This is a genomic window from Sphingomonas sp. BK345 (assembly GCF_014193845.1).
In the GTDB taxonomy this organism is placed as follows: domain Bacteria; phylum Pseudomonadota; class Alphaproteobacteria; order Sphingomonadales; family Sphingomonadaceae; genus Sphingomonas.
Window position 1 is genome coordinate 96,224 of record NZ_JACHZX010000006.1, and the last position, 20,887, is coordinate 117,110.

Sequence of the window (20,887 nt, forward strand, 5' to 3'; positions counted from 1 at the left end):
GGCCGCATGGCTCGAAAGATCGATCTCGAAGCGCTCTGTCAGGAGAAGGGGCTGCGCATCACCGAACAGCGCCGCATCATCGCGCGCGTGCTGTCGGAAGCGGAGGATCACCCCGACGTCGAGAAGGTCTACGCCCGCGCCTCGGCGATCGACCCGGGCATCTCGATCGCTACCGTCTATCGCACCGTGCGGCTGTTCGAGGAGGCGGGGATCCTCGACCGCCACGATTTCGGCGACGGCCGCGCGCGCTATGAGCCCTCGCCGGAGGCGCATCACGACCATCTCATCGACGTCGAGACCGGCAAGGTGATCGAGTTCGTCGATCCCGAGCTGGAGCTGCTGCAGAAGGCGATCGCCGAGCGGCTCGGCTTCCGCCTGGTCGACCATCGCATGGAATTGTACGGCGTCTCGCTCGCCAAGAAGTGAGGCGGGTGGGGCGCGGTGATACGGCTGCTCCGGGCTCATCTCGGCGGCTCGCCTGCTGGTGCGACGCGTACGCCTTACCACAGCCGACCAACCCGGCGCATTCCGGGGTCCAGGTGGGGAGGCCGTGATGGCCCCGCCGAGACCTTCCCCACCTGGACCCCGGCGTGCGCCGGGGTGGAGCCGCCCTTGGAGGAAGAGCGAGCGGCCGTTACGGCGCGTGCCGGTCCCGTCTCCCTCCCGCTCCCCGCGTGATCGCCTTTTTCCGCCTCGCCGCGCTCGTCGCCTGGCTGCTCCTGGCGCTGCTGCTCCACGGCCTCTGGCGGCTTGTGCGCGCACGCTCGCCTTGGCCGCGGCGGTTCCTCGGCGTCTCGGCGTGGCTGTTCGGCGCGCGCGTGCGGGTCCTGGGCACGCCGCTGCGACGCGACGCGATGCTGCTCGCCAACCATCTCAGCTGGCTCGACATCCTCCTGCTCGCCGGGGCCAGCGGCTGCGCCTTCGTGGCCAAGGCCGAGCTTCGCTCCGCGCCGCTGGTCGGCTGGCTGAGCACGCTCAACCACACCGTCTTCGTCCGCCGCGGCGACCGGCTCGGCGTCGCCGACCAGGTCGCCGCGCTGCGCACCGCGCTCGCCCGCGGCCAGCCGGTCGCGATCTTCCCCGAGGGCACGACGAGCGACGGCGCGACGCTGCTGCAGTTCAAGGCCGCGCTGCTCGCCGCGCTCGATCCGCCGCCGCCCGGGCTGATGGTGCAGCCGGTGCGAATCGACTATGAGCCCGCCGCGCGCTCGCTCGCCTGGGTCGGCGACGAGCCCGGCATCGCGCATGCGCGCCGCGTGCTCACACGGCGCGGCACGTTCGTGGCGACGCTCACCTTCCTCGAACCGTTCGCCCCCGCCGGCGATCGCAAGGCGATCGCCGCCGAGGCGCGCCGCCGCATCCTGGCCGCGGGTAGCGGGACGAACGCGTTTCCGGTAGAGCGCGCGCCATGTCCGTGACTGCCAAGACCCCGCCCCAGACCTTCCACGTCAAGTCGTTCGGGTGCCAGATGAACGTCTATGATGGCGAGCGCATGGCCGAGCTGATGGCGGCCGAGGGGCTGGTCAGCACCGCGGACGCTGACGCCGCCGATCTCGTGGTGCTCAACACCTGCCACATCCGCGAGAAGGCGACCGAGAAGGTCTATTCGGACATCGGCCGGCTGCGCAAGCGCGCGCGCGAGCGCGGCAGCGACGCGCCGATGATCGCGGTGGCGGGCTGCGTCGCCCAGGCCGAGGGCGAGGAGATCGTGCGGCGCGCCAAGGTCGACGTGGTGGTCGGCCCGCAATCCTATCACAACCTGCCCGGCCTGGTAGCGCGCGCCGCGTCAGGCGAGGCCGCGCTCGACACCGACATGCCGCTCGCGTCCAAGTTCGCGCACCTGCCGACGCGGCGGCGCGTCGGCGCGAGCGCCTTCCTCACCGTGCAGGAGGGCTGCGACAAGTTCTGCACCTATTGCGTCGTGCCCTACACGCGCGGCGCCGAGGTGAGCCGCCCCTATGCCGCGATCCTCGACGAGGCGCGCGCGCTGGTCGACGCCGGGGCGCGCGAGATCACCCTGCTTGGGCAGAACGTCAACGCCTGGCGCGACGACGACGGCCGCGGGCTGCACGACCTGATCGTCGCGCTCGACCGTCTGCCGGGGCTGGCGCGCATCCGCTACACCACGAGCCACCCCAACGACATGGCGCAGGGGCTGATCGAGGCGCACCGCGACGTCGTGTCGCTGATGCCCTTCCTCCATCTGCCGGTGCAGGCGGGCAGCGACCGCGTGCTGCGCGCGATGAACCGCGCGCACACGGTCGACGGCTATCTCCGCCTGCTCGACCGCGTCCGCGCGGTTCGGCCCGACATCGCGCTGTCGGGCGACTTCATCGTCGGCTTCCCCGGCGAGACTGAGGCGGAGTTCGCCGAGACGCTGCGGCTGGTCGACCGGGTCGGCTACGCGCAGGCGTTCAGCTTCAAATATTCGCCCCGCCCGGGCACGCCTGCGGCCGAGTTGGCGGCGTCGGTGCCGGCGGAGGTGATGGACGAGCGGCTGCAGCGGCTGCAGGCGGCGCTCAACCGCGACCAGGCGGCCTTCAACGCCGCCTCGGTCGGGCGGCGCTGCACCTTGCTGATCGAGCGCCGCGGCAAGTTGCCGGGCCAGTGGCTCGGCAAGTCACCGTGGCTCCAGTCGGTCCATCTCGTCGGCGACCATGCGATCGGCGACCTGGTCGAGGTGACGCTCGCCGCGGCAGGACCGAATTCGCTGACCGGCGCGGTGGCGCTCCGCGACACGGCCTGAGGCGGGCGGAGTCGCCGTCGCGCGCGTGCCCCGGCGAAGGTCGGAGCCCAGTCGAGAAACGCTGGTGAGTCCCACCACCACCTTCCCCACAACGCCTTGGCCTGCGCCGGATCGTGATCGGCCGGCCTAGGGCCGCAGCCGCGCCACCACCTTGATCTCGAAATCAAAGCCCGCGAGCCAGGTGACACCGACCGCGGTCCAGGTCGGATAGGGCGCGGCGCCGAAGACCTCCCCCTTCACCTTCATGATCGTCTCGAACTGCGTCGCCGGATCGGTGTGGAAGGTGGAGACGTCGACCACGTCGTCGAAGTCGAGCCCGGCCGCGCCCAGTACGGTCGCGAGATTGGCAAAGGCGCGCCGAACCTGCGCCTCGAACTCGGGCTCGGGCGAGCCGTCGTCGCGGCTGCCGACCTGGCCGGAGACGAAGAGCAGCTCGCCCGCGCGCACCGCTGGGGAATAGCCGTGCGCGTCATACAGCGCGTGGCGGTGGGGCAGGTCGACGACGTCACGGTGGCTCATCGGTCTTCTCCTATGAGGCCGGCACTGGATCAGGCCCGCCATTCGACATACGCTGCGTAGGTGACGGCATACGCGTTGTATGTCAATTCGCATACGCCACGTATGCAAGGAGAATATCCGAGATGGCAGGACGCCGTGCCGAGACCACCGAGGCGAACCGCGCGCGACTGCTCGCGGCCGCGCGCGCCGCCTTCGCCGCGCACGGCTACGCCGGCGCCTCGATGGACGAGCTGACAGCGGCGGCGGGGCTGACGCGCGGCGCGCTCTATCACGGCTTCGGCGACAAGAAGGGGCTGCTCGCCGCCGTGGTCGCGCAGGTCGACCACGAGATGGCCGCGCGCGCGCGGGCAGCAGCGGCCTCCGCCCGCGACGATTGGGACGCGCTGCTCGCCGAGGCCGCCGCCTATATCGAGATGGCGCTCGACCCCGAGGTGCGTCGCATCGTGCTGCTCGACGGTCCCGCCGTGCTGGGCGACCCGTCGCGCTGGCCGAGCCAGAACGCCTGCCTCGCCGAGACGCGGGACACGGTCGCGCGCCTCGTCGCGGCCGGGACGATGCGCGCGGTCGACGCCGAGGCGGCGGCGCGGCTGCTGAGCGGTGCCGCGCTCAACGCGGCCCTGTGGGTGGCGGCGAGCGAGGCGCCCGACGTCGCGCTGCCGCGCGCGCTCGACGCCTTCGCGCTGATGGCCGAGGGGCTGCGCGCGCGCTGACCCATGCCGGCGCGAGGTGCTGGACGCGCCGGCGCGGCGCAGCGAGGCTGCGCGGCGTGATCGGCGCGCTCCCCCCGACCCTGATGATCCGCTGCCTGCTCGCCGAGCTGCTCGCCGGCGTGGTCGCCGACCTGACCCCGGTGCTCGGCGCGCGGGTCGAGCGAGTGCTGATCTACCTGCTGCTGTTGCGCCGTACGCTGGACGGCGCGCGACCGACCCCGGTGCTCGGGGTCGGCGAGACGTTGGCCATGCCGTTCGAGACCGCGCGCCGTCACGTCGCCGCGCTCGCCGCTGCGGGGCGGTGTCGCCGCGTCGCGGGCGGGATGATCGTCGCCGGCCGCCCGCTGGACGATCCCGCGTTGGCGCCGCGTCTCGCGCGGGTCCACGACCGCGCCGTGGCCCTGGTCGAGCGGCTCGTCGCAGCGGCGTTGCTCCCCGAGCTCAGCGCGATGCCGGGGGAATATGCCTGGATCGAGGGGCTGGGCGTCGCGGCCGATCTCACGCTCGCCATCGTGGCGGCGGAACAGTCGCGCTGTGCCAAGCCGCTCGACCGGGTGCTGCTCGCCGCTCTGCTGGCGGGCAATGCCGCCGCGATCACCGCCGATCCCGCCCTGTTCCGCCGCGCCGCGCCGCCGCACCAGCTCACACCGGGGTGGCGGCCGGTGCGTGGCCGCCTCGTCGCCGATGCGCTGCATCTGCCCGAGGCGACGGTGCGGCGGCGGTTCGTCCAGCTCGGCGCCGCGGTGGAGCTGACCGCCGCGGGTCTCGCGCTGCGGCCAGACTGGCTCACCGATGCCGCGGGCGAGGCGGTCGGCGCAGCGCTGACCGGCGCGCTGCGGCGTCACCTCGCGCAGCTGGCGCGGCATCGGTTCCCGCTCGAAGCGGCCGCCACGGCGTACCGTCGCGGCACGCCCCCATCGCTGAATTTCGGTTAGCCGCACGCGCGATTTCGGCTTGTCCGCCGCGTCGCGCCTGCCACACTCGGCGGCGATGCCATTGCGTCACCGCCCCTCGCGCCTATCTCCCGCCTCAACCGGCGCGTCCGCCGCCGTGCAAGGAGCCGCATGAGCCGAAAGCCCGTTCCCGCCCAATCCGGCGAGCGTTCCCGCGTCGAGCTGTTGTTCGACAAGCCCCAGCTGCTCAGCCAGCTGTTCGGCCAATATGACCAGCATCTGGTGGCGCTCGAGAACCGGCTCGGCGTCTATATCACCGCGCGCGGCAACCGCGTCGGGCTGGAGGGCACCGCCGAGCAGGTGGCGCTCGCGCGCGACACGCTCAACGATCTGTATCACCGCATCCAGCGCGGCGAGGAGGTCGACACCGGGCTGGTCGACGCCGCCATCGCGATGGCGGCCGAGCCGGTGCTCGACGGTATCATCCGCGCCGACTCGGGCAGCGGCGCCCCCTCCGTGATGATCCGCACGCGCAAGAAGACGATCGTGCCGCGCACCCCCGCACAGGCGCATTACATGCGCGAGCTCACCTCGCACGAGATGATCTTCGCGCTCGGCCCGGCGGGCACGGGCAAGACCTATATCGCGGTGGCGCAGGCGGTGTCGCAGCTGATCTCGGGCAGCGTTCAGCGGCTGATCCTGTCGCGCCCCGCGGTCGAGGCGGGCGAGAAGCTCGGCTTCCTGCCCGGCGACATGAAGGAGAAGGTCGATCCCTATCTCCGCCCGCTGTACGACGCGCTGCACGACTGTCTCCCCGCCGAGCAGGTCGAGCGCCGCATCGCCAGCGGCGAGATCGAGATCGCGCCGATCGCGTTCATGCGCGGGCGCACGCTGGCCGATGCCTTCGTGATCCTCGACGAGGCGCAGAACACCACGCCGGCGCAGATGAAGATGTTCCTCACCCGCTTCGGCCAGAACAGCCGCATGGTGATCTGCGGCGACCCCAACCAGACCGACCTGCCCGGCGGCGTCGCCGCGAGCGGGCTGGCCGACGCGACCTTCCGGCTGGAGGGCGTGGAGGGCATCTCGCTGTGCCGCTTCACCGCGGGCGACGTGGTGCGCCATCCGATCGTCGGGCGGATCGTGGAGGCGTATGAGGGCCGTGAGGCTTGATGCGACGGGATATCCTTTTAACCTAGAGGGGTTATACGGAGGCATCATGGGTGCGTTGTATATCAAGAACGACGAGACCGCCGACCTGGCACGCGAGGTCGCGGAGCTGCTGCACGTCACCAAGACCGCGGCGGTTCATGACGCGCTGCTGCACCCACGAGACGCGCTGAGGCCGGAGCGAGGGCGCACCATCCACGAACGGCTGGATGCGTGGCGGGCCGCGCATCCGCTCGGAGAGCCGACCGGGCGCGAGGCGAACAAGGCGTTCTACGATTCGCTCAACGACGAGGACGGCGGTTGACCGTCTTCATCGACGCCTCGGCGCTGGTGGCGATCGCGACGGGGGAGCCGGACGCGCGCGAGCTGGAGGTTAACTTCGGCGCGGCAGAGCGCCGGCTCTCCTCACCCATCGCGCTCTGGGAGACGGCGCGCGCGGTGGCGCACAAGCGGAACATAACGATCGACGTCGCCTACACGGAATTGACGACATTGTTGCACGAGTTCGCGATCGATCTCGTCACGGTCGGCGAGGCGCAGACGGTCGCGGCGATCGCGGCCCACGCCCGCTACGGCAAGGGCACCGACCACCCCGCGCGACTCAACATGGGCGATTGTTTCGCTTATGCCTGCGCCAAGACCCATGCCGCCGCCCTGCTCTACAAGGGCGACGATTTCTCGCACACGGACCTCGCCTGACATGATCCACGTCGAACTCACCCGCGAGGAACCCTGGCCCGGCGAGGCGTGGGAGCAGCGCGCGCTTGCCGCCACCCGCGCCGCGGTGGCGCACACGCCGCACGGCGAACTGCTCACCACCCGCGCCGCGGTGGAGGTGAGCGTACGGCTCACGGACGACGCCGAGGTGCACGCGCTCAACCGCCAGTATCGCGGCAAGGACAAGCCCACCAACGTGCTGTCCTTCCCGATGGTGCAGCCCGACCTGCTCGCCACCGTAAGCCAGAACTCGGACGACGGCGAGCTGCTGCTCGGCGACATCGTGCTGGCGCACGGCGTTTGCGCGCGCGAGGCGGCGGAGCGCGGGATCGCGGTCGGTGATCATTTCACCCACCTTGTGGTGCACGGCACGCTGCATCTGCTAGGCTATGACCACATGACCGACGAGGAGGGGGACGCGATGGAGGAGATCGAGCGCGCCGCGCTGGCCGACCTCGGCGTCGCCGACCCCTATCTCATACGCGAGGACTGACGAACGGCGATGGCCGACGACCGAAGTACCGCCGGTAACGGCGACCACCATCACGAACCCGGCATCTGGTCGGGGTTGCGCAACCTCATCTTCGGCGAACCGCACGAGGCGACGCTGCGCGAGGTGCTCGAGAAGGCGATCGACCGTTACGAGGAAGACCCGGCGCCCGATCTGAAGGGCGATCTCACCCCGCTCGAGCGCCAGATGGTGCGCAACCTGCTCCACTTCAGCGAGCGCGACGCGGGGGGCATCGGCGTGCCGCGCGCCGACGTGGTGGCGGTGGAGGAGGCGACCAGCTTCGCGCATCTGGTCGAGGTGTTCGCCGAGGCGGGGGTGAGCCGCCTGCCGGTGTATCGCGAGAACCTCGACCACATCATCGGCATGGTCCATATCAAGGACGTGTTCGCGATCCTCGCCCGCGGCGGCGAGCCACCCGAGACGATCGCGGCGCTGATCCGCCAGCCTTTGTACGTGCCGATGAGCCGCGGCGCGCTCGACCTGCTGGCCGACATGCGCCAGTCGCGCATCCACCTCGCGGTGGTGCTCGACGAATATTCCGGCACCGAAGGGCTGGTCACGATCGAGGACCTGATCGAGGAAATCGTCGGCGAGATCGAGGACGAGCACGACGACGCGCCCGAGGTGCTGCTCGTCCCGCTCGACGGCGGCGCCTGGGAGGCCGACGCGCGCGTCGAGCTGGAGGATGTCGGCGAGACCGTCGACGCGCGGCTCGCCGAGGCGGAGAGCGATGTCGACACGATCGGCGGCCTCGCCGCGGTGCTCGCCGGGCGCGTGCCCGAGGCGGGCGAGTGCGTCGATCACCCGAGCGGCTGGCGCATCGAGGTGGTCGACGCCGACTCGCGCCGGATCAACCGGCTGCGCCTCCATCCCCCCGTACCGGAGCCGGAGGACGTCGACGCCTGAGGCGCGGCGCGGCGAAACGAGGTAGGTCGGGGTTGCCCCGTGGCGACGGGTTGCGCTAGCGCCGCGGCGAGGGTTCGGGGGCGGTGCGCCGCCCCCCCACGCGACCGACCAGGTCAGCCCTTCGGGTCGCCCGACTGGCAGCTGGGTCGGGGGTCGCCGGCGTGCCCCCCACGCCGGCGGCCCAACCATGCCGCCGGCACCGTGCCTAGCCGGCAGCCAATTCTGTCGCCGATCTCAACGATTTATTTACCTCGTTGCGGTCTAATCGCGACGGTGCCCGCGCCGTGCCGGGGCTCGGAGGTGTTCGATGGCGTCTCTCCTCGCCGCGCTGCTGCTTCAAGCGGCGCCGGCCGCGCTCGCGACCCATGGCGACTGGATCCTCGGCTGCGACAATCAGCACGGCTGCGACGCGCTGGTCCGCGACAGCGGCGGCAGCGAGCCGCGGCTGCGGCTGGCGCTGCGGCGCGACGGCGCAACCGTGGCACCGGCGCGGCTCGACGTGCCCCTTCCCCCCAGCGTCGCGGCGGCCCGCCGGGTCACGCTGGCGGTCGACGGGCGGCCGCTCGCGCAGATGATCGCGCCCGGTGGCGGTGGCGGACTCGCGCTGCCGTTCGAGGGCAAGCTCGCCGCGGCGCTGGTGCGCGGGCGACGCCTGACCTTGTTCGCGTCGGATCGGCACGTGCTCGCCGGCGCCTCGCTCGTGGGACTCGGCGCGACGCTGCGCGCGATCGACGCGGTGCAGGGGCGCGAGGGCAGCGCCGTGGCGCTCGTCCCGCCCGGGCGCGGCGCCGTCACCGCTCCGATCGCGGCCGTGCCGCCGCTGCCGGTGATCGACCAGCCCGAGGTGACCGGCGAGGCGCCGCGTCGCTTCTCCGCCAAGGACGCGCGCAAGCTGCTCGGCCGCCCCGCCGCCGACTGCGCCGCGGCACGGACCTGGCGGCTCGACGCCGCGCACACCCTCCTGGCGCTCGACCCCGGCTGCGCCGCGACGAACGGGCTCGCCGCGCTGTACCTGCTCCCGCCGAAGGGACCAGCGATCGCGGCGACGACGGACCGCGCACCCGCCGCGGCGCCACCGAGCTGGGACCCCACGCGACGCCGCCTGGTCAGCGCGGCGGGCCCGCTGCGACAGGAATATGCCTGGGATGGCGAGCGTTTCCGCCTGGTGCTCGAGCAACACGACGCCGCATTGCCGGACGCCAGCGGCGACGAGGACGTGATCACGACGTGGCGCGCCACGGTGGCGGTGCACTGACCGCCGGCGCTCTCCGCGGCTAGGCCGTCACCCGCGCGCGGCGGCGCATCCCCTCGGCGCTGGCGAGATGGTGCGCATGGGTGATCGCCACCGCCAGCGCGTCGGCGGCGTCGGGGCCGGCGAGCCTGGCGCCGGGCAGCAGCACCGCCATCATCGCCTGGATCTGGCGCTTCTCCGCGCCGCCGGTACCGACCACCGCCTTCTTCACGGTGGAGGGATGATATTCACCGATCGCCAGCCCCGCCCCTGCAGCGGCAAGCAGCACCACGCCGCGCGCCTGCCCCAGCTTGAGCGTCGACTGCGCGTTGGTGTTGCCGAGCACCTCCTCCACCGCCGCCGAGTCGGGGCGCTCGGCGAGGATCACGTCGGTCAGCGCGGCGTGGAGGTTGGACAGGCGGCGCGGCAGCGGCATCGACGGATCGGTGCGGATCTGCCCGTTGGCGACGTGGCTCAGCCGGTTGCCGTCGGCGTGGATCACGCCCCAGCCGGTGGTGCCCAGCCCCGGATCGAGCCCGAGGATGATCATGCTTTCAGGTCCTCCCCGCTTGGCGGGGAGGATCTGGCCCTCCCCACGCCGGGAAGGTTCAGGATCAACCCAGCTTCTCCATCACCGCGTCGGAGACCTCGTAATTGCCCCACACGGTCTGGACGTCGTCGTCGTCGTCGAGCGCGTCGATCAGCTTGAACAGCGTCGCCGCCTCGTCCTCGCCGACCTCGACCATGGTCTGCGGGCGCCACGCCAGCTTGGCGCCCTCGGCCTCGCCCAGCACCGGCTCGAGCGCCTTGGCGACCTCGTGCAGGTCGGCGACCGCGGTCCAGATCTCATGGCCCTCGTCGCTCGAGGTGACGTCCTCGGCGCCCGCCTCCAGCGCGGCCTCGAACACCTTCTCGGCGTCGCCCGCGCTCGCGGGATAGGTGATCAGCCCGACGCGGTCGAAGGCGTGGCTCACCGACCCGCTCGCGCCGAGATTGCCGCCGTTCTTCGACACCGCGGTGCGCACGTTGGTGGCGGTGCGGTTGCGGTTGTCGCTGAGCGCCTCGATGATCAGCGACACGCCGCCGGGGCCGAAGCCCTCGTAGCGGATCTCCTCGTAATTCTCGGTGTCGCCCTTGGTCGCCTTGTCGATCGCGCGCTGGATATTGTCCTTGGGCATCGACTGCGCCTTGGCGGCGTTCACCGCGGCGCGCAGGCGCGGGTTCATGTCGGGATCGGGCAGACCCATCTTCGCCGCCACGGTGATCTCGCGGCTGAGCTTGGAGAACATGCCCGAGCGCTTCTTATCCTGCGCACCCTTGCGGTGCATGATGTTCTTGAATTTGGAATGGCCTGCCATGACTGCCTCTAGCGGGTAATCCCGAGCCTTTATCCCGCCGACGCGCGCGATGCCAGTGCGGGGGCGCCTCGCCCCTACGAGGCCGGAGGGCCGGACCGCCCCGCCCTTCCGACCAGAGCACAAAGGCGTGACCCGTTGCGACAAGCCGGACGCCCCTCTTCCGTCATCCCGGACTTGTTCCGGGATCCACCCATCCGCGAGAACAACGCCTGCAGGAGGTGCGGAACAGTGGATCCCGGACCAAATCCGGGATGACGGGAGGGTGGGTGGCACAAGGGCTCGCTCGCAGGCGGCGGCGAACCATGAGCGACACCCCTTCCCCCATCATCGCGCTTGCCCCGACTCCGCCGCATCGGGCACAGGCGGCGGCAATGACCGTCAGCGTGGACATGGGCACCGATACGTCGGGCGCGCCCGTGACAATGGATCTCGAGGAACTGCTCGCCACCCGCTTGCTCGTCCAGGGCAATTCGGGCTCGGGCAAGTCGCACCTGCTGCGCCGCCTGCTCGAGGGCTCGGCCGGGCAGGTGCAGCAGGTGGTGATCGATCCCGAGGGCGATTTCGTCACCCTCTCCGAGCGCTACGGCCATGTCGTGATCGAGGGCGCGGACTATGCCGAGCGCGAGATCGCGCGCATCGCCGCGCGGCTGCGCGAGCATCGCGCCAGCGTCGTGCTCAGCCTGGAGGGGCTGGAGGCAGAGGGACAGATGCGCTGCGCCGCGGGCTTCCTCGGCGCGTTGTTCGATGCGCCGCGCGAGCATTGGTATCCCGCACTGGTGGTGGTGGACGAGGCGCAGCTGTTCGCCCCCACCACTGGGGGCGAGGTCGCGGAGGACGTGCGCCGCGCCTCGCTCTCGGCGATGACCAACCTGATGTGCCGCGGGCGCAAGCGTGGTCTGGCCGGGGTGATCGCGACGCAGCGGCTCGCCAAGCTCGCCAAGAACGTCGCGGCCGAGGCGAGCAACTTCCTGATGGGGCGCACCTTCCTCGATATCGACATGGCGCGCGCGGCGGACCTGCTCGGCATGGAGCGGCGCCAGGCCGACGTGATTCGCGACCTCGCGCGTGGCACCTTCCTGGCGCTCGGTCCGGCGGTGTCGCGCCGCCCGCTGACGGTGAAGATCGGCGCGGTGGAGACGCAGGCGCGCAGCGGCAGCCCCAAGCTGGTGCCGCTGCCCAAGGCGGACAGCGTCGACGTCCAGGCGCTGCTCGACGTCACCCCCGAGGCGGCGCCGTCGCTGCCGCTGTCGTTCGATCCGCGCCCGCGCCGCGTGCCGAGCGAGGAGCTGCTCGCCGACCTCGCCGCGCCGCCGGCGCCGGGCGTGCCCGCGCCCGCATTGCCCGACCGCTCCGAGGAGGAGGTCGAGGCGATCTACGCCGAGGTGCTGCGCGCGATCGTCGCCGACGCGGAGAGCGCGGGGCGGCCCGCCGCGGTGCTGTTCCAGGACTTTCAGGTGCGCTGCCGGATGACGGGCGTGGCGCGCCCCGCGCTCGACCTGCCCGCCTTCAGCCGCCGGCTGTCATGCGCGCGCGCGGGCATCTTCACCCCGCACGCCGAGGAATGGGCGAGCGCGCTGGCGTTGGCGCAGGGGCTGCCCGACGACATGCTCGGCGCCTTCCTGCTGGTCGCCAAGGCGGCGCGCGACGGCGAGCCATGCCCATCGGACGAGGCGATCGCGCACACCTATGGGACGAGCTCGCTCGGGCGGGTGAAGCGGCTGATCGGCTATATCGAGAGTCGCGACCTGTTCGTCACCCGCACCGACATGGCGGGCAAGCGCTCGATCACGATCCCGCATCTGGGATGGACGACCGGGGCGGCAGAGGCGGCTTAGGGAGACTCAGGGGCGTGGTCGTGTGCGGAGAGCCCTCTAGATCCTTCCCTGAAAGGGGAGGTGGCAGGCCGCAGGCCTGACGGAGGGGTGACAACATCCGCGAGGCTCGATCGGCTCTCCGCCGGCGACACCCCTCCACCACCCGGCTGCGCCGGGCGGTCCCCCTCCCCCTCCGGGAGAATTTAGCTCAGCCTCACCCCTCCAGCTGCGCCTCCGCCACCAGCGGCGGGGTCTGCTGGTGCTGCACCACGGTCCAGCGCTCGTGCTCGATCCGGCGATAGGTCGAGGTGCAGTGCGCGACATAGGTCTCGCCGCCGCTCTTCGACGCCTCGACCTTGTAGGCGACGACGATCAGCCCCTCCTGCGGGCGCACGATACGTTGGTCGCTGAAGCGCACCGCGTCCCAGCGCGGCGTGCGGCTCACCGCCTCCACCGCCGCCTCGCTCTCCAGCACATAGGGCGGCTGCGGCACCACCATCAGGGCCGATTCGTCGATCGACTCGCGATAGTGTTCCGCGTCGGCGGTCCACAGGCTCTCCTCGAACGCCCACACGCGACCGTCTTCCATGCTACCTGCTCCCGTGACTGTTCCGCCACCAAGCGAGGCGGGCGCGGGATCGTTCCGTCGCGGCTCAGCCCGCCGCGCCGCGCCGCCACGGATAGCCGCTGACGCGCGGCCACAGCAGGTTGAGCGCCAGCCCGCCCAGCACCAAAGCGGCGGCGAGCAGTTTCCACCCCGGCAGCGGCTCGCCCAGCAACAAGGCCGAGGTGCCCATCCCGAACACCGGCACGAGCATCGCGCTCGGCGTGATCGTCGCGGCGGGATGGCGCGCCAGCAGCCAGCCCCAGGCCGCGTAGCCGAACAGGGTGTTGCCGACCGCCTGCCATACCACCGCGGCCCACACGCCCGGGCCGGCGCGCTGCACCGCCGCCGCGATCGGCGCCGCCCCCTCGACCAGCAGCGCGGCGGCGACCAGCGGCGGCACCGCGAAGGCGCTCGACCAGACGACGAAGCCCAGCATGTCGGTGGTGCCGCTCGCCCTGGCGACCTGGTTACCGCCGGCCCAGCTGATCGCCGCCGCGATCGTCAGCGCTATGCCGAGCGGAGTGGCGGCACGGTCGTTGTGGACGAGGATGGTGAGGATGCCCGCGCTCGCCAGCACCAGCGCGCCGAGCTGGTAGGAGCGGACGCGCTCGCCGCTCAGCACGATCGCGAGGCCGATGGTGAAGAACACCTGGCTCTGCACCACCAGGCTCGCCAGACCGGGCGAAATCCAGCCGTCCATCGCGAGGAACAGCAGCCCGAACTGCCCGGCGCCGATCAGCAGGCCGTAAGCGGCGAGCGAGCGCCACTTCACCTTGGGGCGCGGCACGACCAGCGCGGGCAGGAAGGCGAGCGCGAAGCGGCAGGCGGCGAAGGCGAGCGGCGGCAGCACGTCGAGCGCGGCGCGGATCACGACGAAGTTGGTGCCCCACACCGCCACCACGGCGAGCGCGAGCAGCAGGTGGCGCGGCGGCACCGCGCCCGAGACCGGCGCGGCCATGCTCAGCCGAGAAGGTCGAGCGCGGTCAGCTCGGCGCGCAGCGCGGCCGCGCCGGAGAACAGGTGCGAGCGGATACCGAGCGCACGTGCGGCAGCGACGTTCGCTTCGTTGTCGTCGACGAAGAAGGCCTGGTCGGCGGTGAGCGCGAAGCGGCGCAGCGCGAGGTAGAAGATCGCGGGGTTAGGCTTCACCACGCGCTCGTCGCCGGAAACGACGATGTCGCGAAAGCGGTCGAACAGCGCCGCCTCGCGCGCGCGGAACGGCGCGAAGAACTCGCCCGAGAAATTGGTGATCGCGAACAGCGGCACGCCGCGCGCGTCGAGTTCCTCGACCAGCGCGGGCATGCCCGGGATCGGCCCGGGGATCTGCTCGTCGAACCGCGGCCCCCACAAGGCGATCATCGCGGCGTGCCGCGGGTGCAGCGCGGCGAGCTCGGCGCTGGTCTCGGCGAAGGGCCGGCCGGCGTCGTGCTGGAAATGCCACTCGCGCGTGGCGACGTCGCGCAGGAACGAGTCGAGCGCCTGCTCGTCGTCGAACAGGCGCCCGTAGAGCGCACGCGGCTCCCAGTCGTAGAGGACGTGCCCGACGTCGAAGATCACCGACGTCGGGGCGCCGGCCGCCGACGTCACGTCAGGGCTCAGCCCTGGCGCGCCTTGAAGCGGCGGTTGGTCTTGTTGATGACGTAGGTGCGGCCGCGACGACGGATCACGCGATTGTCGCGGTGGCGGTCCTTGAGCGACTTGAGGCTGTTGCGGATCTTCATGGCGATGGCGCTTCTATCGAGAGAATGAGAAAGCGCGCCGCCTAGAGAGCAGGGGGTGCAAAGTCAACCTGAGTCGGGGAGAGTGGCGGATGGGGGCGCGCTTCGAGACACCACTTCGACAAGCTCAGTGGCTCCTCAGCATGAACGGCGAAGGAGCGCGGCGGGCGAAGGGACGCGCGGTGCAGCTGAGATCGCCCCGCTGTTCGCTCACGTCCGTTCGCGCTGAGGAGAGGCTGCGTTCGTCGAAGCCTCGTCTCGAAGCGCCCCTGCCGCGATGAACCCGCTGCGGCGATCCGTCCCTTTCCCCGCCCCCGCGGAGCTTGCGACGCGCTGCGGCGTTGCTATGGCGCAACGATCGTTTCCGCGAAGGATGTGTCATGCGTCGTGTCGTCCTCGTCCTTCTCGCCGCCGCGCCGCTGGCCGCCTGCGCCACCGGGCCGCAGCGCTTCCCGGTCGAGGCGACCCGCTTCCACTATGACGCCGTGGCCGAGCGCGGCACCGTCAGCGTCGAGCCGCTCCAGGGCGCGGGCTCGCCCAGTCTCGAGTACAAGACCTACGCCGCCGCGGTGGAGGCCGAGCTGCTGCGCAACGGCTTCACCAGCCCCGCGCCCGGCACCGCCGCGCAGTATATCGCCACCGTGGGCTTCACCCGCACCGACCGGCCGCTGCCGCCGCGCAGCTCGCCGGTGCAGATCGGGCTGGGCGGGGGCGGCTTCTCGGGCGGGCGGCGCGGTGGCACCGGACTGGGCGGCGGGGTCAGCTTCCCTCTGGGCAAGGCGCGCGAGCGCATCGGCGTGGTAACCGAGCTGGCGGTGCGGCTGCGGCGCGGCCCCAACGCGATCTGGGAGGGCCAGGCGCAGTCGCTCACCGACACCAGCGCGCCCGACGCCGACGCCAACGCCGTGGCGGCGCGGCTCGCCGCCGCATTGTTCAAGGATTTCCCCGGCGAGTCCGGGCGCACGGTCGAGGTGAAATGACGCTACAGATCAACGCCGCCTTCGATGGCGGCAACATCCGCCTGGTCGAGCTCCGCGGCGAGGGCGACGACTGGACCTGCGATCTCGAGATCGTCCGCGATCACCAGTCCGACTTCTACCAATGGTTCTACTTCCGCGCCGCCGGGCTGCGCGGCAGGCGGGTGACGTTCCGCATCGTCAACGCCGGCCAGTCGGCCTATCCGTTCGGCTGGCCGGGCTATCGCACCCGCGCCTCGACCGACTTGGCGGGGTGGCGCATGATCGACACGCGCTACGACGGCGGCGTGCTCACCTTCGACTGGACCGGCACCGGCGACCTCGCCTGGTTCGCCTATTTCGCGCCGTTCACGATGGAGATGCACGCGCGGCTGGTGGCGCGGATCGCGGCGCGGCCAGGTGTGACCCATCGCGAGCTGGGCACCACGCTCGACGGCCAGGCGATCGATTATCTCCGCGTCGGCGGCGGTGCCAAGCAGGTGTGGCTGTATGGCCGCCAGCACCCTGGCGAGTCGATGACCGAATATTGGATGGAGGGCGCGCTCGACTGGCTCACCAGCGACGCCGCGGCACCGCTGCTGGCGGCGGCGACGGTCCATGTCGTGCCCAACATGAACCCCGACGGCACGCGCCGCGGCCATCTGCGCACCAACGCGGCGGGGGTGAACCTCAATCGCGAGTGGCATGCGCCGTCGCCCGAGCGCAGTCCCGAGGTGCTGTGCGTGCTGCGCGAGATGGACCGCACCGGCGTGACCTTCGCGATGGACGTCCACGGCGACGAGGCGATCCCGGCGAACTTCATCGCGGGCTTCGAGGGCATCCCCTCCTGGACCGACGCGCATGGCGCCAAATTCTACGACTTCGGCCGGCGGCTGGCGGCGCACAGCCGCGATTTCCAGACCGAGCTGGGCTATGAGCGCTCGGCGCCGGGCAAGGCCAATCTGTCGATGTCGACCAACCAGCTCGCCGAGCGCTTCGGCGCGGTGTCGGTGACGCTGGAGATGCCGTTCAAGGACCACGACCCCAACCCCGACGCCGCGTTCGGCTGGAGCCCCGAGCGCAGCCGCCGGCTGGGCGTCTCGTGCCTCGAGGTGGTCGCGGAGATGATCGACGAGCTGTGAGGGAAGTTAATCCTCCCCGCTTGCGGGGAGGGGGACCATGCGCAGCATGGTGGAGGGGGGCTTCCGCAGGCGCTGCACTGCGGGGAGAGCCCCCTCCACCACTCGCTTCGCGAGCGGTCCCCCTCCCCGCCGTGCGAGGAGGATCGTCAAACGGCCCTCACCACACCGCGCGGCGGTGCAGCTCGCCTTCGCGCTCGCCGATATAGCGGCGCGGCGAGCCGGCGGAGACCGGATCGATCGCCATCGCGACGGTGCGGCGCGCTCACGCCAATTCGTTGCGTACGCGCTCGTGCGTCGCCGCGCGTGACATCGTTGCCCCCGCCCCGTTCGCGCGCTTCATGCGCGATCGATCCGGGAGCGACGGGACCAAATTACCGCCGCCGCTCGATCCGCATCACTTTCGGACGCGGATCGTGGCGATGGATCAGGCCGCGCGCCTCACTCGCCCTGCGCGCGATAGTCCTTCAACTCGTCGCCGATGATGCGCACCACGTGGAGCACGTTGGTCGAGCCGGGGGTGCGGAACGGCACGCCCGCCATCACGATCACGCGGTCACCCGCCTGGGCGATACCCTGGCGCAGCGCGATCCGCTTCGCCTTGGCCACCATCTCCTCGAACGACTCGACGTCGCGCGTCACCACATTGTGCGTGCCCCATAGCAGCCCGAGCCGCCGCGCGGTCTCGCGGTTGGGGGTGAGCACCAGGATCGGCACCGAGGGCCGCTCGCGCGCGATCCGGCGCGCGGTCGAACCCGAGCTGGTGAAGCAGATGATCGCCGCCGCCGACACCGTCGCGGCGATGTTCTTGGCCGATTCCGCCAGCGCGTCGGCGGTGGTGGGATCGGGCCGCGTCACGGTGAAGTGGATGCGGTCGCCGTGCATCGGGTCGCGCTCCACCGCGTCGCCGATCGCGTTCATCATCGCCACCGACTCGACCGGCCAGGCGCCCGCCGCGCTCTCGGCCGAGAGCATGATCGCGTCGGCGCCGTCGTAGATCGCGGTGGCGACGTCGGAGACCTCGGCGCGCGTCGGGGACGGGCTCTGGATCATCGACTCAAGCATCTGCGTCGCGACCACCACCGGTCGGCCCATCCGGCGCGCGGTCTCGACGATGCGCTTCTGCAGCGGCGGCACCGACTGCGGCGGCAGCTCGACGCCGAGGTCGCCGCGGGCGACCATGACGCCGTCGCACATCTCGACGATCTCCTCGAGCCGCTCGATCGCGGCGGGCTTCTCGATCTTGGCGAGCAGCGCGGCCTCGCCCTGGATCAGCTTGCGTGCCTCGGCGAGGTCCTCGGGGCGCTGGACGAACGACAGTGCGATCCAGTCGACCCCCTGCTCCAGCGCGAACGACAGGTCGGAGCGATCCTTCTCGGTCAGCGCCGCCATCGGCACCACCACGTCGGGGACGTTGAGGCCCTTGTTGTCGCTCAGCGCGCCGCCGATCTCGACGTTGGTGACGATGCGGTTCTCGTCATGGTCGGTGACGCGCAGCACCAGCTTGCCGTCGTCGAGCAGCAGGCGCGCGCCCGGCTCGATCGCGGCGAAGATCTCGCGATGCGGCAGTCGCACGCGCGTCGCGTCGCCCGGCGTCGGGTCATGGTCGAGCGTGAACGTGCTGCCGTGCTCCAGCATCACGCGGCCGCCGGCGAACTTGCCGACGCGCAGCTTCGGCCCCTGGAGATCGGCGAGGATCGTCGAGGGGCGGTTGAACTTCTCCTCCAGCGCGCGGATCGATCGGATGATCTGCGCCTTCGAGGCCTGGTCGCCGTGGCTCATGTTGATGCGGAACGCGTCCGCTCCTGCCTGGAACAGCGTCGCGATCATCTCGGGCGTGTCGCTCGCCGGGCCTAGGGTGGCGAGCACGCGAACCTTGCGCGAGCGCGGGGCGATCGTATCGGATGTCTCGGTCACATGCGCCTTCCTGCTTTGCCGCGGACGCCTTAGCGACTAACGCGCCGGGATCAAATCCGGAGATGCAGATGGATCAGCGCGACCCCCTCGACACGCTCGACGATGCGACCGCCGCGGCGGCCTTCCGCCGCCTGGTGCGCCACCTGCGCCACCGCACCGACGCGCAGAACGTCGACCTGATGGGGCTGGCGGGCTTCTGCCGCAACTGCCTGTCCGACTGGATCGGCGAGGCCGGCGGCCTGCCCAAGGACGCCGCGCGCGAAACGATCTACGGCATGCCCTACGCCGAATGGAAGGACCGCCACCAGCAGGAAGCGACTCCGGAGCAGCTGGCGCGGATGAAGGAGAGCGTCGCGCGCAACGCCTGACGGTGGCGCGGGCGTTCAGCTTGACTCCGCGGCCCTGCCCCGCTACCCGCGCCGCTTCGCAATCGCCCCCGCACCCCGGTGAAGCGGCGGGCCTGCGCTTTCCACCTCGTGGATCACGCGGCGCGATGACCGGGACCAACGTTGTACGCCATTGCTTAGGAATATCTGATGTCGAAGCGCAGCAGCGCCAAGTACAAGCTCGACCGTCGTCTCGGCGAGAACATCTGGGGCCGGCCGAAGAGCCCGGTCAACAAGCGCGAGTACGGCCCGGGCCAGCACGGCCAGCGTCGCAAGGGCAAGATGTCGGACTTCGGCATCCAGCTGCGCGCCAAGCAGAAGCTCAAGGGCTATTACGGCGACGTCACCGAGAAGCAGTTCCGCCACGCCTATGAGGAGGCGTCGCGCATGAAGGGCGACACTTCGCAGAACCTTATCGGCCTGCTCGAGCGCCGCCTCGACGCGATCGTGTACCGCGCCAAGTTCGCGCCCACGATCTGGGCCGCGCGCCAGCTGGTCAGCCACGGCCACGTCCGCGTTAACGGCGTGAAGTGCAACATCGCGTCGCGCCGCTGTGACGTCGGCGACGAGATCACGCTCGGCACCAAGGCGCAGGAGATGGCGCTGGTGCTCGAGGCGCAGCAGCTCGCCGAGCGCGAGGTGCCCGACTATGTCGCTCCCGACGGCGCCGCGAAGGTGTCCTTCATTCGCGTGCCGACGCTGGACGAGGTGCCCTATCCGGTGAAGATGGAGCCGAACCTTGTCGTCGAGTTCTACTCGCGCTGACCTGACCCATCCGTCGCCCCGGTATTGCCGGGGTGGCGCGGGAGAGCCGTCGCTCTCCTCCAAGACCCCGGCCGCGTGCCGGGGTTTTTCGTTGGGGTAATCTGCTCCGGCGAACGCCGGAGTCCAGGGCCGCACGCGTCGCGCTCGTGGCTCTGGGCTCCTGCGTGCGCAGGAGCACGCCGTCGCCACCTTAGCGCGGCCGCCCTGCCCGCAACCAACCCGACGCGCTCTCGTTCTCCGTCCACATCGATAGGAGACCCAAGATGGCGGACGCCAACACCGACCCGACCAAGCTCAAGCACGACCTGTGGCAGAGGATGGCGGACAGCCCGTTCGTGATGGTCGGCGCGGCGGACGGTTCGTCGCACAGTGAGCCGCTCACCGCGCAGCTCGACAAGGATCAGGTCGACACGCTGTTCTTCTTCGTCGGCAAGGACAATCGGCTCGCCGGCGGCGGACGCGTGATGGCGCAATATGTGTCCAAGGGGCACGACTTCTTCGCCTGCATGGACGGCGAGGCGCGCATCGACAACGATCCCGTGCTGATCGACAAGCTCTGGAACAAGCAGGCCGAGGCCTGGTTTCCGGGCGGCCGCGAGGACCCCAACCTGGCGCTGCTGCGCGTCGACATCGACAGCGCCGAACTGTGGGAGAGCGACATCTCGCTCTCGGGCCGCGTGAAGATGCTGTTCGGCGGGACGATCAAGGCGAGCGAGTCGGGCAGCCACGCCAAGGTGGCGACGACGGCGGAGAGCTCGCCGGCGTGACCCTAATCCTCCCCGCTCGCGGGAAGGTGGCAGCGCGATGCGCTGACGGAGGAGGCT

Annotated in this window: 25 protein-coding genes; 17 read left to right on the forward strand and 8 right to left on the reverse strand. The window is 71.1% G+C overall.

The genetic code is table 11. From position 1 onward, the window contains the following. Positions 1-6: 6 nt before the first annotated feature. From FHY03_RS17450 to miaB, 3 genes are all read left to right on the forward strand, one after another. Positions 7-426: a Fur family transcriptional regulator gene (locus FHY03_RS17450; RefSeq protein ID WP_132908705.1), complete on the forward strand. Its 420-nt coding sequence runs from the start codon at positions 7-9 to the stop codon at positions 424-426. A 248-nt stretch (positions 427-674) separates the two neighbouring features. Continuing rightward, positions 675-1,418, forward strand: a complete 744-nt coding sequence (locus FHY03_RS17455; RefSeq protein ID WP_183931837.1) for a 1-acyl-sn-glycerol-3-phosphate acyltransferase — start codon at positions 675-677, stop codon at positions 1,416-1,418. Then, positions 1,409-2,746 carry a tRNA (N6-isopentenyl adenosine(37)-C2)-methylthiotransferase MiaB gene (gene miaB / locus FHY03_RS17460; RefSeq protein ID WP_183931838.1) on the forward strand — a complete coding sequence of 446 codons (1,338 nt, stop codon included), beginning with the start codon at positions 1,409-1,411 and terminating at the stop codon, positions 2,744-2,746. Before FHY03_RS17455 ends, miaB begins: the two co-directional genes overlap by 10 nt. A 126-nt stretch (positions 2,747-2,872) precedes the next feature. Here the strand turns inward: miaB and FHY03_RS17465 are convergent, their stop codons facing one another. Continuing rightward, a complete protein-coding gene (locus FHY03_RS17465; RefSeq protein WP_183931839.1) occupies positions 2,873-3,265 on the reverse strand; it encodes a RidA family protein in 393 nt (130 codons plus the stop codon). 122 nt (positions 3,266-3,387) lie between these two features. Here FHY03_RS17465 and FHY03_RS17470 point away from each other — a divergent pair, with 122 nt between their 5' ends. The 8 genes from FHY03_RS17470 (at position 3,388) to FHY03_RS17505 (ending at position 9,427) form a co-directional block, all read left to right on the forward strand. Beyond that, positions 3,388-3,975 carry a TetR/AcrR family transcriptional regulator gene (locus FHY03_RS17470; RefSeq protein ID WP_183931840.1) on the forward strand — a complete coding sequence of 196 codons (588 nt, stop codon included), beginning with the start codon at positions 3,388-3,390 and terminating at the stop codon, positions 3,973-3,975. Between the two features lie 56 nt (positions 3,976-4,031). After that, a complete protein-coding gene (locus FHY03_RS17475; protein WP_183931841.1) occupies positions 4,032-4,910 on the forward strand; it encodes a hypothetical protein in 879 nt (292 codons plus the stop codon). Between the two features lie 129 nt (positions 4,911-5,039). Continuing rightward, on the forward strand, positions 5,040-6,041 hold the full coding sequence (locus tag FHY03_RS17480; protein ID WP_132908698.1) for a PhoH family protein: 1,002 nt from the start codon (positions 5,040-5,042) through the stop codon (positions 6,039-6,041). Between the two features lie 46 nt (positions 6,042-6,087). Continuing rightward, entirely contained in the window at positions 6,088-6,342 is a 255-nt protein-coding gene (locus FHY03_RS17485) for a type II toxin-antitoxin system VapB family antitoxin (RefSeq protein WP_183931842.1), read from the forward strand. Further along, a complete protein-coding gene (locus FHY03_RS17490) occupies positions 6,339-6,737 on the forward strand; it encodes a type II toxin-antitoxin system VapC family toxin (protein WP_183924575.1) in 399 nt (132 codons plus the stop codon). Before FHY03_RS17485 ends, FHY03_RS17490 begins: the two co-directional genes overlap by 4 nt. 1 nt (position 6,738) lies before the next feature. Next, positions 6,739-7,248, forward strand: a complete 510-nt coding sequence (gene ybeY, locus FHY03_RS17495; protein WP_183924572.1) for an rRNA maturation RNase YbeY — start codon at positions 6,739-6,741, stop codon at positions 7,246-7,248. A gap of 9 nt (positions 7,249-7,257) precedes the next feature. After that, a complete protein-coding gene (locus FHY03_RS17500) occupies positions 7,258-8,172 on the forward strand; it encodes a hemolysin family protein (RefSeq protein WP_183924563.1) in 915 nt (304 codons plus the stop codon). A 307-nt stretch (positions 8,173-8,479) separates the two neighbouring features. Further along, positions 8,480-9,427 (forward strand): DUF1176 domain-containing protein, encoded by a 948-nt coding sequence (locus FHY03_RS17505; protein WP_183931843.1) that lies wholly within the window; start codon positions 8,480-8,482, stop codon positions 9,425-9,427. Between the two features lie 19 nt (positions 9,428-9,446). Here the strand turns inward: FHY03_RS17505 and ruvC are convergent, their stop codons facing one another. Together ruvC and FHY03_RS17515 are read right to left on the reverse strand one after the other, a co-directional pair. Then, positions 9,447-9,953 carry a crossover junction endodeoxyribonuclease RuvC gene (gene ruvC, locus FHY03_RS17510; RefSeq protein ID WP_183924560.1) on the reverse strand — a complete coding sequence of 169 codons (507 nt, stop codon included), beginning with the start codon at positions 9,951-9,953 and terminating at the stop codon, positions 9,447-9,449. Between the two features lie 64 nt (positions 9,954-10,017). Beyond that, complete coding sequence (locus FHY03_RS17515; protein ID WP_183924558.1) at positions 10,018-10,761, reverse strand: YebC/PmpR family DNA-binding transcriptional regulator; 744 nt, start codon at positions 10,759-10,761, stop codon at positions 10,018-10,020. A gap of 371 nt (positions 10,762-11,132) precedes the next feature. Here FHY03_RS17515 and FHY03_RS17520 point away from each other — a divergent pair, with 371 nt between their 5' ends. Continuing rightward, a complete protein-coding gene (locus tag FHY03_RS17520) occupies positions 11,133-12,596 on the forward strand; it encodes an ATP-binding protein (RefSeq protein WP_183924556.1) in 1,464 nt (487 codons plus the stop codon). 193 nt (positions 12,597-12,789) lie between these two features. Here FHY03_RS17520 and FHY03_RS17525 read toward each other — a convergent pair whose 3' ends face one another. The 4 genes from FHY03_RS17525 to ykgO form a co-directional block, all read right to left on the reverse strand. Beyond that, complete coding sequence (locus FHY03_RS17525; protein WP_183924554.1) at positions 12,790-13,164, reverse strand: DUF4440 domain-containing protein; 375 nt, start codon at positions 13,162-13,164, stop codon at positions 12,790-12,792. A 64-nt stretch (positions 13,165-13,228) separates the two neighbouring features. Continuing rightward, the gene (locus FHY03_RS17530; RefSeq protein ID WP_183924552.1) at positions 13,229-14,140 is read right to left on the reverse strand and encodes an EamA family transporter; all 912 of its coding nucleotides are present in this window, start codon (positions 14,138-14,140) and stop codon (positions 13,229-13,231) included. Positions 14,141-14,142: 2 nt separating this feature from the next. Beyond that, the gene (locus tag FHY03_RS17535) at positions 14,143-14,769 is read right to left on the reverse strand and encodes an HAD family phosphatase (protein ID WP_183931844.1); all 627 of its coding nucleotides are present in this window, start codon (positions 14,767-14,769) and stop codon (positions 14,143-14,145) included. An 8-nt stretch (positions 14,770-14,777) separates the two neighbouring features. Further along, positions 14,778-14,903 carry a type B 50S ribosomal protein L36 gene (ykgO, locus tag FHY03_RS17540; protein ID WP_003046794.1) on the reverse strand — a complete coding sequence of 42 codons (126 nt, stop codon included), beginning with the start codon at positions 14,901-14,903 and terminating at the stop codon, positions 14,778-14,780. Between the two features lie 377 nt (positions 14,904-15,280). Here ykgO and FHY03_RS17545 point away from each other — a divergent pair, with 377 nt between their 5' ends. Together FHY03_RS17545 and FHY03_RS17550 are read left to right on the forward strand one after the other, a co-directional pair. Next, positions 15,281-15,880 (forward strand): DUF4136 domain-containing protein, encoded by a 600-nt coding sequence (locus FHY03_RS17545; RefSeq protein WP_183931845.1) that lies wholly within the window; start codon positions 15,281-15,283, stop codon positions 15,878-15,880. Next, positions 15,877-16,998: a carboxypeptidase family protein gene (locus FHY03_RS17550; RefSeq protein ID WP_183931846.1), complete on the forward strand. Its 1,122-nt coding sequence runs from the start codon at positions 15,877-15,879 to the stop codon at positions 16,996-16,998. Before FHY03_RS17545 ends, FHY03_RS17550 begins: the two co-directional genes overlap by 4 nt. A gap of 438 nt (positions 16,999-17,436) precedes the next feature. Here the strand turns inward: FHY03_RS17550 and pyk are convergent, their stop codons facing one another. Next, positions 17,437-18,912 (reverse strand): pyruvate kinase, encoded by a 1,476-nt coding sequence (gene pyk, locus FHY03_RS17555; RefSeq protein WP_183924542.1) that lies wholly within the window; start codon positions 18,910-18,912, stop codon positions 17,437-17,439. Between the two features lie 68 nt (positions 18,913-18,980). Between pyk and FHY03_RS17560 the strand changes: the two genes are divergently transcribed. The 3 genes from FHY03_RS17560 to FHY03_RS17570 all read left to right on the forward strand — a co-directional run bounded on the left by FHY03_RS17560 (position 18,981) and on the right by FHY03_RS17570 (position 20,830). Further along, on the forward strand, positions 18,981-19,280 hold the full coding sequence (locus FHY03_RS17560; protein WP_409314215.1) for a DUF1244 domain-containing protein: 300 nt from the start codon (positions 18,981-18,983) through the stop codon (positions 19,278-19,280). Between the two features lie 168 nt (positions 19,281-19,448). Then, complete coding sequence (gene rpsD, locus FHY03_RS17565; protein ID WP_183924538.1) at positions 19,449-20,063, forward strand: 30S ribosomal protein S4; 615 nt, start codon at positions 19,449-19,451, stop codon at positions 20,061-20,063. A 263-nt stretch (positions 20,064-20,326) separates the two neighbouring features. Beyond that, positions 20,327-20,830 (forward strand): pyridoxamine 5'-phosphate oxidase family protein, encoded by a 504-nt coding sequence (locus tag FHY03_RS17570; RefSeq protein ID WP_183924530.1) that lies wholly within the window; start codon positions 20,327-20,329, stop codon positions 20,828-20,830. Positions 20,831-20,887: the final 57 nt, after the last annotated feature.